Below are 13,129 nucleotides of genomic sequence, written 5' to 3'. Positions count from 1 at the left end.
TCCTACCTACATAGGGTGGGTAGACATGGAGCCTCTGCTAAAGTGAAATCGAGACGATTTGATACAGAAGCGGTACTAAAAAAGATCCTAAAACATGATAAAGAGGGATTCTCCTCTTTTTACGAACGATATCGGGGGCGTGTCTATCGCTTTATCGTTCGCCAATACGGCACCAGTGAATATGGCAAAGCAGCCTACTATTCAACCTGGCGACACTTGGTTGTAGCCGGTGTCAGCTGCAAGACTCCCAAAGAGTTAAAACTCTCTTTCTTTCAATATCTTGGTACATCTGTAGGCTCATTGATGTCAGCCCAGCGTATACAAGAGCAGACCAACTATCTGCCGAAAGACATCGAACAGGATGAGAACTGGAGTCTGGCTCTGATCGAGCATATGAAACAGTTGGGTGATGATCAGAAACGCTACTTCCTTTTCAAACACGAAATTGGCATCAGTGAAGCGGCGATTGCCAGGACATTCAGCGTTAAAAGAAAGGCGATTGAAAGCTGTATCACTGCGGCTGAGGAGACGCTGAAGAGCAGTCTGCATGAGGCCGGAATGCCACAAAAACTCTCTTTGGAAAAGGTCTACCGGGAGAGTCGGGTGGTGAAGCCGCCGCACTCCTGGGATAAAGAGATACTCGATTCGTTCGATATGTGGGTCAAGCAGGCGGATGGCCCTGTCAGCAGACCTGTCAAACAGGAAGATCCGCAGATCAGTGACGGCATTGCCGGCAAGTGGCATCAACTTCGTGATCAACTGAAAAGCAAGTTTTCATCCATCAACAGAAAGTCATCGGCAAAACAGAGTCGAGATCGAAAGCTCTCATCTTCACACAACTGAGTGCCGTGGTTAATCAATGCATAAATCCTCTACGCATTGACAGCAACGTCGATCAACCCAATCAACCCCAGCAGGACGCATTAAAGTCGTGTTAACAGGCACGAATGAGCGATCAATCTCATTGTGGTGTCTGATGCTTCGATAACAAGACTTCAGCGGTTGGTTTTTCAACCGGTGGATAGAGTTCATTCAATGGCAGGGATTTTCCATTCTCGACCACCATTCGGGCATGAAACCTTTTCAGTTCACGAGGCTCTTTAACTCCGCAGGAGTGGGCCAATAGACCGACTTCATAGCTCATGTTTTTTACATAGTTGGCAACCCGCTTTGTCTTCTCGGTAGAGACCAGGCCACGTTGCAGTTTCTTGTTATGGGTGGTGATGCCGGTGGGGCAGGTGTTTTTATTACACTGCAGAGCCTGTATACAACCTAAAGCAAACATGAATCCCCGGGCTGAAACCACAAAGTCAGCGCCGATCGCCAGTGCCCAGGCAACCCCGGCGGGGGTGATCAGTTTACCTGAACAGATCACTTTGATACGGCTTCTGAGGCCATATTCACAGAGCATATCGACTACCATCGGCAAGCTTTCGTGCAGGGTCAATCCCACGTAATCCATCAGTGCCATCGGTGCAGCGCCTGTACCGCCGTCCGCACCGTCAATGGTGATGAAGTCGGGGGCGCAGTCATCACCCCGTTGGATGATTCGCTCACATAGGGTTTCCAGCCAACCGTAGGCGCCAACCACCGTCTTGAAGCCAACCGGTTTTCCAGTAACGCGTCGAATGCGCTGGATCATATCCAATAGATCATCAGGATTGTTGATATCCGGATGACGGTTTGGGCTGATCGCGTCTGCGCCTGGCTTGATGCCACGGATTTCAGCGATCTCCGGAGTGACTTTAGCGGCTGGAAGAATACCTCCCTTACCCGGTTTTGCTCCTTGGCTGAGTTTGATTTCAAACATCCGTACAGCCTGGTGGGCTGCGACCTGCCGAAGCTGCTTATCTGACAGTTCGCCATGCTCATCCCTGACGCCGAATTTTGCCGTACCGATCTGAAACACCAGGTCGGCGCCGCCTTCCAGGTGGTAGGGGGAGAGGCCGCCTTCACCTGTATTCATCCAACAGCCTGCCGCCTTGGCGCCCATGGAGAGGGATCTGACCGCAGGTATCGACAGGGCACCGTAACTCATCCCGGAGATATTGATTAAAGAGTTGGTTTCATAAGGTGTGTTGCAGTTTGGCCCTATGACGATCTTTTGGGTTGGTACTGCATCCTCGCCAAGGGTTGGATAGGGACAGTTTACAAACAGGATTGAACCGGAGTGGCGCAGATCCCGCGTCGAGCCGAAACCGATGGTGTTGTTGACATCCTTGGCCGCCCGGTAGACCCAGGATCGGTCTGCCCGGTTGAAGGGGAGCTCCTCCCTATCCATAGCGAAAAAATATTGGCGGAAAAACTCCCCCAGGTGTTCGAAGAAGTAACGGAATCGTCCGATTACTGGATAGTTGCGCCGAATCGTCTGACGGGTTTGTGTCACATCGATCACATAGATGACCGCAACGGCCAAGACCGCTATACCAATCAGGAAAATGAAGACTACCGTTAGAATTTCAATAAAACCAAAAAACCAGCTCTCTGCGAGTGTCGTCATCATAGTGATTCTATCCTCCTGGTATAGGGTACGGTGGATTGACCTGGTTGGATGTGGTCAATCGAAACAATTTATCGCTCTCCTCCTGGATGATGGTCGAGTTTGAAAAAACCTGTGTCACTTTTTTATAACTTTTTTATAAGATTATCGGGTCGCCGGGTTAATAAGATCAGAGGGGGCGCAGTTGTCATGGCTTTTCCATTTGGTGATCACTGGGGTTAACACTGATAGGGTAATTCCCAGCTTGTTGGTGTGCATTGAAAGTGATCTATTGAACACCAGTTGCCACCTGATCCGAAATAAGGAGTGTTCCGATGACGTTTTTCTCACCAACCAATCCAATGAATGCAGCTGGACTCTGTTCCCTGTTGAGTAACGCCGGCAATCAACAGTTCTGTCTGCCCTCTCTATTCAAGATCCGTTGCCTGTTTCAGCCTCAGGGGCAAGCCATGAGCTCCATTATGGCAGGTGGTTGTTTTAGACCCGACGTACAGATGAACATTCCAGGACGTCCACCCCAGTGTCCACCAGAACCGTCCTGCCCATCAGAACCAGCCTGTCCCGAGGAACCTCAATGTCCTGTTGAACAGGAGTGGACGGTTTGTCAGCAGGAGAACGGTCGGGCGACCATCGATCTTGGCGATAAATACGAACTTGAGCTGAATGAAAACAAGTCACAAATGATCATTCGCAACAAAGCGAATGGTGAAGAGACCAACATCTGGGGTGATCCCCATGTGGACTGGAACGGGGATGGAAAAACCGATGTGGATTTCTGGGGTAAGACCACCTTCCAATTGGAAGACGGAACCAAGATCACCATTGATACCGAAAAATGGAAAGGCAATGAGAATATGTACGTTGCCAATGAGTTGACCATCACCAAAGGGGATAAGGTGATACAGGTCACCGGATTGAGTCAGAATGAGGTTGGCGATATGCAGATCAACCAGAGTGACAGGGGCGGTCAACTGATGGATCTGCTGGTTACTGATGGCTTCGTGGTGAGTGAAAATGCCTGTGGTGAGGGTTGGATCAATCCGGAGACCGGGGAAATGGCCACTCAGGAGGATTTCAATGTGACCAAACCCGGGGCGGAGAAACCCTATGAGTTTTGTCAGGACTTCGGTCGTGCATTGGGACTGTTCCTGGTTACCGGTCTGATGGACTGGAGCTGGAACAAATAATGACTAACAGGCTGACTGCCACGGCTGAGTCGGCAGTTTGATCCAGAGGTGTCGGATGTGGCTCTTAATACATCCGACACCATAAAACCTGCCGACTGAATCGTCTGCTCGGAAACGACCCTCAATTGGCTGTCTGAAATGCGGATATCCGGACTCATGGTTTTCCCATTTGGCTCCGTTTTCAACCTGTAACCAGTTTGCGCAAAATTGAAAATTGCTTGCTTCTGACGCTAACTGTATGAAATTAAAGATAATAGTTAGTGCGATTATTCTGATTGTCTGAGTTGGGCAGGCTGACCCCTGATCGATATGGGGCTGCTTTATATCGCCCCCCTCAATTTGCACACTCGATCTGCCGTTCAGCACTAGGCAGCTTGGAATGTGTTGAGGCTTTCTGCTACATCTCAGGTAGTGTAGAATCCCCGCTTTTTCCCGGCCGGTGTTGCAATGCAAGATATCAATCCCATCAACCATCTGATCGATGACCTGAAGAGACGGGCGGCATCCCTCAGGGGGTATCTTTGACTACGAAGCCAAACAGGAGCGCCTGACAGAAGTCCTGAGAGAGCTGGAAAACCCTGAAATCTGGAATGATCCGGATAGGGCCCAGGCACTCGGGCGTGAACGCTCGACCCTTGAAAACGTGGTGTTAACCCTGGATGAGCTGGACCAAGGTCTGGGCGATGCCTCGGAACTGCTGGAAATGGCGGTGGAGGAGGGTGATGAAACCGCTGTCTCCTCGATAGAGAGCGATCTCTCCGACTACGAAAAACAGGTCTCAGGCCTGGAATTCAGACGCATGTTCTCCGGCGAGACCGATGCTTGTAACGCGTTTCTCGATATACAGGCCGGTTCCGGGGGAACTGAGGCTCAGGACTGGGCGGAGATGCTGCTGCGCATGTATCTGCGCTGGGGAGAGCATCGTGGCTTTAAGACCGAACTGATCGAGGTCTCTGCCGGGGAGGTCGCCGGAATCAAAAGTGCCACGGTACGTTTTGAAGGTGAGTATGTATTCGGCTGGCTGCGCACCGAGATCGGTGTCCACCGGTTGGTGAGGAAATCCCCCTTCGATTCCGGCAATCGGCGCCATACCTCCTTCGCTGCCGTATTCGTTTCACCGGAGATTGATGATTCCATCGAAGTCGAGATCAATCCTGCCGATCTGAGAATCGATGTCTATCGGGCCAGTGGTGCGGGTGGACAGCATGTAAACCGGACAGAATCCGCTGTACGTATCACTCACAATCCTACCGGTACCGTGGTGCAGTGTCAGAACGACCGTTCACAGCATAAGAACAAAGCCACGGCAATGAAGCAGTTGAAAGCCAAACTCTACGAGCTCGAGATTCAGAAGCGTAGCGCTTCACAGCAGGAACTCGAGGAGACCAAATCCGATATCGGATGGGGTAGCCAGATCCGCAGTTATGTCCTGGATGCTTCCCGTATCAAGGATCTGCGAACCGGTGTAGAGACCGGCAATACCCAAGCGGTGCTCGATGGCGGACTCGATATGTTTATCGAAGCAAGCTTGAAAAGCGGTTTGTGACAGAACCTCGCCAAGACCAGTAAGCCAAGTATTAAAGAAGTTAGACCTAACTGAGTTGACAAGACTATGAATGATCAGACACAGGACGAAAACAAACTCATCGCCCAGCGTCGTGAAAAACTGCAACAGTTGCGTGATGGCGGTAACGCCTTCCCCAATGACTTCCGGCGCAACAGCATGGCCGGCGAGTTGCATGCAGAATATGATGCTAAAAGCGATGAAGAGCTGGAGTCCCTCTCACTGAGAGTCAGTCTGGCCGGGCGAATGATGAGTCGCCGGGTGATGGGAAAAGCCAGTTTTGCCCATCTGCAGGATATGTCCGGTCGTATGCAGCTGTTTGTTCAGCGGGATGTCCTGGAGGAGGGTTTTTACAACCAGCAGTTCAAAAAATGGGATATTGGCGACATCATCGGTGCTGAAGGTGTGCTGTTCAAGACCAAGACCGGGGAGCTCTCGGTAAAGGTCGACAGCTTGAAGTTGCTGACCAAAGCGCTGCGTCCACTGCCTGAAAAATTCCATGGCCTGTCTGATCAGGAGCTGCGTTATCGTCAACGTTATGTGGATCTGATCATGAATGAGGCCTCCCGGGAGACCTTTCGTCAGCGCACCCGGATTGTTCAATTCATCCGCAGTTACCTCGATGGGCGGGGGTTCATGGAAGTTGAGACGCCGATGATGCAGGTGATCCCCGGGGGCGCCACAGCCCGACCCTTTGCCACCCGGCATAATGCGCTGGATATGGATATGTTTCTGCGTATCGCACCGGAGCTCTATCTGAAACGCCTGGTTGTGGGCGGCTTTGAGCGGGTGTATGAGATCAACCGAAACTTCCGCAATGAAGGGCTCTCCACCAGGCATAACCCTGAATTCACCATGCTGGAGTTCTATGAATCCTATGCAGACTATCATGATCTGATGGATCTGACTGAAGCCATGTTGCGGGATCTCTGCCAGCATGTGCTGGGCACCCAGCAGGTCAGCTACCAGGGTGACAGTTACGATTTCGCCGCACCCTTCCAGCGCATGACGGTGAAAGAGTCGATCCTGCATTTCAATCCCGATATGACCGAACAACAGATCGATTCTCTGGAACAGGCAACAGCCACCGCGGAGAGACTGCAGATTCCCATCAAGTCCAGTTATGGGTTGGGAAAAGTACAGATCGAGATTTTTGAAAAGACAGTGGAACATCGTCTGATGAATCCAACCTTCATCACCGCCTATCCCACAGAAGTTTCACCTTTGGCAAGGCGTAATGACAACGACCCGTTCGTTACAGACCGTTTCGAGTTTTTTGTCGGTGGGCGTGAAATTGCCAATGGCTTTTCCGAGTTGAACGATGCGGAGGATCAGGCCGAGCGTTTTCGCAACCAGGTGGCCGAAAAAGAGGCTGGAGATGATGAGGCCATGCACTATGACGATGATTATGTGCGGGCCTTGGAACACGGCATGCCGCCCACTGCCGGGGAGGGCATCGGCATCGATCGATTGGTGATGTTGTTGACCGACTCGCCCTCCATCCGGGATGTGTTGCTGTTCCCCCATATGCGGCCTGAATAGGGTCAGCTACTGCAGGCAGGGCGGCAGATCGATCATTCAGTTGTTGTCTATACGAATGCTGATAGTCGGTTAGTGACCATACAATAGCAAGCCTTCAGCATGCTCCAGGTGGTGTGGTGTACCGGCAAGCACCAGTACATCACCCTCCTTCAAGCGGGTTTCAGGCCCAGGTGCTTCACCCCGGATGCCGCCGCGACGTACGGCTGTAACACTTACCTCCCAGTCCCATAGGTGCAGGTCTTCAATGGTGTGACCCACGGCAAAAGCCCGATTGGGCAGGGTTACCGTATGCAGACGCTCCTGGAATCCCTCATCATGCTCGATATCGATCGCCTCCTGGCCATGATAGAAATCCCGCAGTAGCTTGTAGTGATTCTCACGGATCTCACGCATGATCTTGAGAATACGGGAACCGGGGACCTTGAGCAGCAGCAGTAGCTGGCCACCCATCATCAGACTCGCTTCCACCGCTTCCGGCATAACCTCTGTCGCTCCGGCCAGTTCCAGGGTTTCCATGTGTGTGTCGTCCCGGGTGCGCACCAGCACCTGGATTTCCGGGTAGTTGGATTTCAGATGGTGGAGGATTTTCAGTGCTGTGGTGTGCTCTTCAAAAGTGATCACCACTACAGCGGCTCTGACGATACCGGCTGCCTGGATGATCTCCTGTCGGCTGGCGTCACCGAAGTGTACCGGTTCACCCGCTTCATGTGCCTCCTGCACAACCGTCGGATCCAGGTCCAGGGCAACATACGGAAACCCTTCGTTTTGCAGTAGCCGCCCAAGGTTTTGCCCGATACGACCGTAGCCGCAGATGATCACATGCTGTTCGAGATGTTCTGCCTCATGCACCAGGTCATCGATGGGTCTCTGATTTGCAGTGGAACTGCGCAGTGAGCAGAACAGCTGTGCCAGGCGGCCGTTATAACGGATCAGAAACGGGGATATCACCATACTGATGATGATCGCCGCGAACAGTATCTGACTCGTCTCCGAGGGAAGCAGTGACGATTCGAGGCTCAAATCGAGTAACACAAAACCAAACTCGCCACCTTGGGCGAGCAGCAGACCGGAGCGGAAACTGGCCTCAATCGGTCGTTTGCTGAGATATCCGATGAGAAAGATGATGCCGGCTTTGAAGACGATCAGCACAATGGCTGCGAGGGTGACCCAGTGGAGTATCGGCAGCAGTGAGCTGAGATCCACCCGCATGCCCACGGTGATGAAAAAGAGTCCGAGCAGCACATCCTGAAAAGGTCGGATGTCCGCTTCAATCTGGTGGCGATACTCTGTTTCGCCCAACATCATACCGGCGAGAAAGGCACCAAGGGCCAGGGAGAGTCCCGCTTCATGGGTCAGCCAGGCGGCAGCCAGCGAGACCAGTAGTACGGTCATGGTAAACAGCTCGGCAGATCGGGCGCGGGCAATCTCGTGAAACAGTGGCCGCAGAATCCAGTGGCCGAAGGCCATGATGACCGCGAACACCGCCGCCGCCTTGACCAGTGCCCAGACAAGCGGCATCAGCATGCCGTCAGAGCCGCCTGCCGAGAGCAGGGGGATGATTACCAGCATTGGGATCACCGCCAGATCCTGGAACAGCAGGATACTGATCCCCAAACGTCCATGGTCCGTATTCAATTCCACCTGTTCAGAGAGTTGTTTGGTGACAATGGCTGTGGAGGAGAGCGCCAGAACCGCTCCGGTGATCAACGCGGCGGAGGTCTCCAGTCCCAACAACCAGGCAATCAACGCGGCGACAATACCGGTTAACAGAACCTGGGTCCCACCCAGGCCGAAAACAGCCCCTTTCATGGCCATCATCTGTGGAAGGGAAAATTCAAGACCGATGGTGAAGAGCAGAAAAACCACCCCGAATTCAGCCAAAAATCTTGTGTCTTCGTTGGAAGCGATCATGCCGCCGCCGAAGGGGCCGACCAGGATCCCGACAATCAGATAGCCGAGTATGGGCGGCAGGTGCATGCGTCGGAACAGGGTAACCGTCAATACCGAGACAGCAAGCAGCAGGAGAATGATCTGAAGGGTATGGATGTTCATCGGTGTTTTTTTTTGGGGCTTCTTAAGGAGTGTCAGTTTGCGCAAATCGATTGAAGAAATCCATTCAACATGAGTACGGAAATACAAGCCGAGTGGCCAAGCCGTTCGAACTCGGGGCATCAAGTCAGTCATCGATCAAGGCCTGGTTCGAAGAGAGTGGTTGTCCCCTGTCAAGTGCCACAAGCCAGAGTGAGGGCTGTCTTGATGTCCCTAACATTCTGTTTCTATTAAAGACAGGCTATTGTGAGCGAACTATTTGGCCGCCGGGTCAATAATTCATGGGGTAATAAACACTTAAGTGTTAAAATCAACGGATTTAAAGCAAAAGAATGAAATACCGTGGCAAAAAGATCTAAAAAAGGCGCGACTCATAAGGATCCGTACCGGGATCGCGAATCGCGTAAGTACGAGAATCCCATACCCAGTCGGGAGTTCATCATGGAAACCCTGGAGGAAGAGGGGATTCCAATGAATCGTCATGCACTGGCGGATAAACTGAAGATTGAGTCGGAGGAACAGTTAGAGGCACTGCGACGCCGTTTGCGGGCCATGGAGAGAGACGGCCAGTTACTCTGCAACCGCAATGAGAACTACTGTCTGGTCAATAAACGGGATCTGATCGTCGGCCGGGTGATCGGTCATGCGGATGGTTTCGGTTTTCTTCGTCCGGATGACGGGGGTGACGACCTCTATCTCTCCTATAAGGAGATGAGACCGGTATTCCATGACGACCGGGCGGTGGTTCGGGTGACCGGACTGGACCGCAGGAACCGCCTGGAGGCTGCCGTGGTCGAGGTGCTGGAGCGGAATACCAGCCGAGTGGCCGGCAGACTCTATATGGAGAGTGGTGTCGGTTTCGTGGTACCCGATTCGAAACGCCTGAGCAAGGATATCATCATCCCCTCCAGTGAGATCAACCAGGCTGATCAGGGGCAGATGGTAGTTGCGGAGATTCTGGATCAACCCACCAAACGCACACCGCCCATCGGTCGTATCCAGGAGGTGCTGGGGGATCACATGGGTCCGGGTATGGAGACAGATATCGCAATCCGCACCCATAGCATACCGGTCGACTGGCCGGATGAGGTCACTCAGCAGATCAAATCCCTGACCACCGAAGTCGCCGAGAAAGATAAACAGGGTCGGGTCGATTTGAGAGAGCTGCCACTGGTCACCATCGATGGTGCGGATGCCAGGGATTTTGACGATGCGGTCTACTGTGAACCAAAACCCAAAGGTTGGCGGTTGCTGATCTGTATCGCCGATGTCTCCCACTATGTGGAGCCTGCCAGCGCCCTCGATCAGGAAGGAAGAACCCGGGGTAACTCCGTCTATTTTCCAGACCGGGTGATCCCGATGCTGCCGGAGGTGCTGTCAAACGGTCTCTGCTCCATCAATCCGCAGGTAGACCGACTCTGCATGACCTGCGAACTCTATATCAGCAAACAGGGTACGATTACCCGCTCCAGGTTTTTCACCGCGGTAATGCGTTCCCATGCCCGCCTGATCTATGATGATGTGGCGGCAATGCTGGAGGGTGATGCGGAGCTGACGGCACAACACGCTGAGCTGTTGCCTCATCTGCACAATCTCTATCAGCTCTATCAGGTGTTGCAGTCACAGCGTGCCGAACGGGGCGCCATCGACTTCGATACCACAGAGACCCGGATTGAGTTCAATGATCTCAAACGGGTGGAACGGATCGTTCCTGTGGTCAGAAATGATGCCCACCGTATCATTGAGGAGTGCATGCTGGCGGCAAATGTGGCCGCTGCACGGTTTCTCCTGCGCAACAAAGTACCGGCCCTCTATCGCATTCATGAAGGGCCGGCAGAAGAGAAGTTGACCGATCTGCGGGAGTTTCTTGCCGAGCTGGGCCTGAGTCTGCCAGGTGGTAAAAAGCCGACTGCCGGAGACTATGCGATCCTGTTGGATCAGATTCGGCAGCGACCCGATCGGCATCTGATCCAGACCGTACTGCTTCGTTCACTCTCCCAGGCGGTCTACAGCACGGACAATGTGGGCCACTTCGGACTCTCCTATCAGGCCTACACCCACTTCACATCACCGATACGCCGCTATCCTGATCTGATTGTTCACCGTGCTCTGAAACATGCGATCTCCAAACGCAAGCCCGATGATTTCGAGTATCCGAAATCTGAGCTGCAGAGTCTTGGAGAGCACTGTTCCAGTACTGAACGCCGAGCTGATGAGGCGACCCGCGATGCCCTGGACTGGCTGAAATGCGAATACATGCAGGACAAGGTTGGTGAGACCTTCAGCGGCATCATCACCAGTGTCAACTCGTTTGGTGTGTTCGTTGAGCTTGAGGAGATCTATGTCGATGGTCTGGTCCATATCACGGCGCTCGACAACGACTACTACCACTATGATCCGGTAGGACACCGGCTCACCGGCGAACGCACCGGCAAAGTGCTACGCCTGGGAGATCCATTGACGATCATTGTAGCCAAGGTCAACCTGGATGATCGCAAGATCGATTTCGTGCCGGCCAAACCGGCATTGAGCGAAGTCGAATCAAAACCAAAGCCGAAGCGAAGAAGATCGAAACGGAAAAGCAAAAGCAAAAGCAGCACCAACACCAGCACCTCTGGACAGTCTGATAGCAGTAAGAAAAAAAGCAGCAAAAAGAAGCGCCGTAAAAGCAAATCCAATTAATGTCTGATCAACGATCCTGGATATTGGGCCTGCATGCAGTAAAAGCCGCCCTGCAACAGAACAGGGCGGCTGAAGTGCTGCTGGTTGATGCCGCTCGTCATGATGCCCGAATCCGGGAGGTGATCTCTCTGGCTGAGGCTGTCGGTGTCAGCTGTCAGAAAATCACCGGAAGAAAACTCGATGAGCAGGTCGAGGAGAGCCACCATCAGGGGGTAGCGCTTCGCATCCGACAGCAACAGGTACAGGATGAGCCCTATCTTAAGGCGCTTCTCAAGCGACTCGGTGGATTACCGCTGCTGTTGATACTCGATGGGGTTAAGGATCCGCACAATCTGGGTGCCTGCATGCGCACCGCGGATGGTGCAGGAGTGAATGCCATTGTGATACCAAAGGATCGCTCGGTCGGCTTGACGGCTACGGTGAGAAAAGTGGCGAGTGGGGCGGCCGAGACAGTGCCGTTGATTCAAGTGACCAATCTTGCACGAACCCTGAAGTGGCTGAAGGCCGAGGGCGTATGGTTGATCGGTACCGCCGGCGAAGCGCAGCAAACTTTGTATCAGGCTGACTTGAGCGGACCGCTCGCCCTGATCATGGGGGGAGAGGAGAAGGGGCTTCGCAGACTCACCCGGGAAAACTGCGATCTGTTGGTCAAGTTGCCAATGCAGGGAAGTGTGGAAAGCCTCAATGTTTCTGTGGCGGCCGGTGTGTCACTCTATGAAGCGCTCAGGCAACGCCAGTAGATGCTTGGTTTCGAAATCTATTTTTGGGAATGATTCAGTTTAATTGGAGATTTAATGTGATGAGAAAACTTTCCTGTCTCGCCTTGCTGTCTGTTCTCTCGAGCGCTCAGGTGCAGGCAGATACGCTGCTGGGATTTACCGCAGGCATAGACCTATGGAATATTGACTCATCCGGTTCCATTTCCGATATCTCTGAATCGGATCTGCAGTTTTTCGACCTGGGAACCGAGGTCAAAGGGGTCGTTTCGATCGCCTTTGAACATCCCGTACCACTGGTACCGAATCTGAAAGTCAGAACCAATGATTTGAGCTCAGACGGGGATATGGTTCTGAGCGAAACATTTCGTTATGCGGGCATGACATTTTCCGCCGGTCGTGAGGTGGATGTCGAGTTCGACATGCAAAGCACCGACTTCGTCTTCTATTATGAACTGTTCGACAATGATCTTGTGTCATTCGATTTCGGACTGAATCTGAAATATCTGGATGGTGACATCCGGGTCGAGGATATCGGTACCAGTCAGGCCTCACAGGACCGCTTCAAAGGTTACGTGCCGATGCTCTATGGCGCCGCACAGGTAGGCATACCATCAACACCGCTGTGGGTTTACGGTGATCTCAACATACTCAGTGTTGGGGACCATAAACTGCAGGACTACCAGTTCGGCCTGGCCTATAGCCTGATCGACAATCTGGCGATGGATCTGCGCCTGAAAGGCGGTTACCGGAGCTTTTTACTCGAGCTGGATGATCTGGATGGGGTCTATACCGACTGGGATTTCGACGGCTTCTACCTGGGATTGGACGTGGACTTCTAAGGACTCATCCTCCGCCCCCTGGTGGCCCTAAAGAGATTTACCGCAAA

Annotated in this window: 9 protein-coding genes; 7 read left to right on the top strand and 2 right to left on the bottom strand. The window is 52.8% G+C overall.

Annotation, left to right across the window (positions count from 1 at the left end; all coding sequences use genetic code 11):
- Positions 1 to 42 precede the first annotated feature (42 nt).
- Complete coding sequence (locus AC4IE8_RS11855) at positions 43 to 843, top strand: hypothetical protein (RefSeq protein WP_068993749.1); 801 nt, start codon at positions 43 to 45, stop codon at positions 841 to 843.
- Positions 844 to 961: 118 nt separating this feature from the next.
- Here AC4IE8_RS11855 and AC4IE8_RS11850 read toward each other — a convergent pair whose 3' ends face one another.
- A complete protein-coding gene (locus AC4IE8_RS11850; protein WP_490791092.1) occupies positions 962 to 2,503 on the bottom strand; it encodes an FMN-binding glutamate synthase family protein in 1,542 nt (513 codons plus the stop codon).
- 311 nt (positions 2,504 to 2,814) lie between these two features.
- On the opposite strand from AC4IE8_RS11850, the gene AC4IE8_RS11845 reads away from it, so the two are divergent.
- From AC4IE8_RS11845 to lysS, 3 genes are all read left to right on the top strand, one after another.
- Complete coding sequence (locus AC4IE8_RS11845) at positions 2,815 to 3,687, top strand: DUF1521 domain-containing protein (RefSeq protein ID WP_068993745.1); 873 nt, start codon at positions 2,815 to 2,817, stop codon at positions 3,685 to 3,687.
- Positions 3,688 to 4,134: 447 nt separating this feature from the next.
- A protein-coding gene (gene prfB, locus AC4IE8_RS11840; RefSeq protein WP_490791091.1) for a peptide chain release factor 2 occupies positions 4,135 to 5,233 on the top strand; the annotation gives its coding sequence in 2 pieces (ribosomal slippage) (positions 4,135 to 4,209 and positions 4,211 to 5,233; 1,098 coding nt in all).
- Positions 5,234 to 5,299: 66 nt separating this feature from the next.
- Positions 5,300 to 6,793 (top strand): lysine--tRNA ligase, encoded by a 1,494-nt coding sequence (lysS, locus tag AC4IE8_RS11835; RefSeq protein ID WP_490791090.1) that lies wholly within the window; start codon positions 5,300 to 5,302, stop codon positions 6,791 to 6,793.
- A gap of 69 nt (positions 6,794 to 6,862) precedes the next feature.
- Here the strand turns inward: lysS and AC4IE8_RS11830 are convergent, their stop codons facing one another.
- On the bottom strand, positions 6,863 to 8,845 hold the full coding sequence (locus AC4IE8_RS11830) for a monovalent cation:proton antiporter family protein (protein WP_068993730.1): 1,983 nt from the start codon (positions 8,843 to 8,845) through the stop codon (positions 6,863 to 6,865).
- A gap of 339 nt (positions 8,846 to 9,184) precedes the next feature.
- Here AC4IE8_RS11830 and rnr point away from each other — a divergent pair, with 339 nt between their 5' ends.
- The 3 genes from rnr to AC4IE8_RS11815 are packed head-to-tail and all read left to right on the top strand — an operon-like array spanning position 9,185 to position 13,082.
- Positions 9,185 to 11,524, top strand: coding sequence for a ribonuclease R (gene rnr, locus AC4IE8_RS11825; protein ID WP_490791089.1), 2,340 nt, complete (start codon positions 9,185 to 9,187; stop codon positions 11,522 to 11,524).
- Positions 11,524 to 12,264 (top strand): 23S rRNA (guanosine(2251)-2'-O)-methyltransferase RlmB, encoded by a 741-nt coding sequence (gene rlmB, locus AC4IE8_RS11820; RefSeq protein WP_490791088.1) that lies wholly within the window; start codon positions 11,524 to 11,526, stop codon positions 12,262 to 12,264. Before rnr ends, rlmB begins: the two co-directional genes overlap by 1 nt.
- A 59-nt stretch (positions 12,265 to 12,323) precedes the next feature.
- On the top strand, positions 12,324 to 13,082 hold the full coding sequence (locus tag AC4IE8_RS11815) for a TIGR04219 family outer membrane beta-barrel protein (protein WP_490791087.1): 759 nt from the start codon (positions 12,324 to 12,326) through the stop codon (positions 13,080 to 13,082).
- Positions 13,083 to 13,129 lie beyond the last annotated feature (47 nt).

The sequence above is a fragment of the Candidatus Thiodiazotropha sp. AKAK2 genome (genome assembly GCF_058244685.1).
Note: the sequence above shows the minus strand (reverse complement) of the source record. Positions and strands in the feature narration are given on the sequence as shown.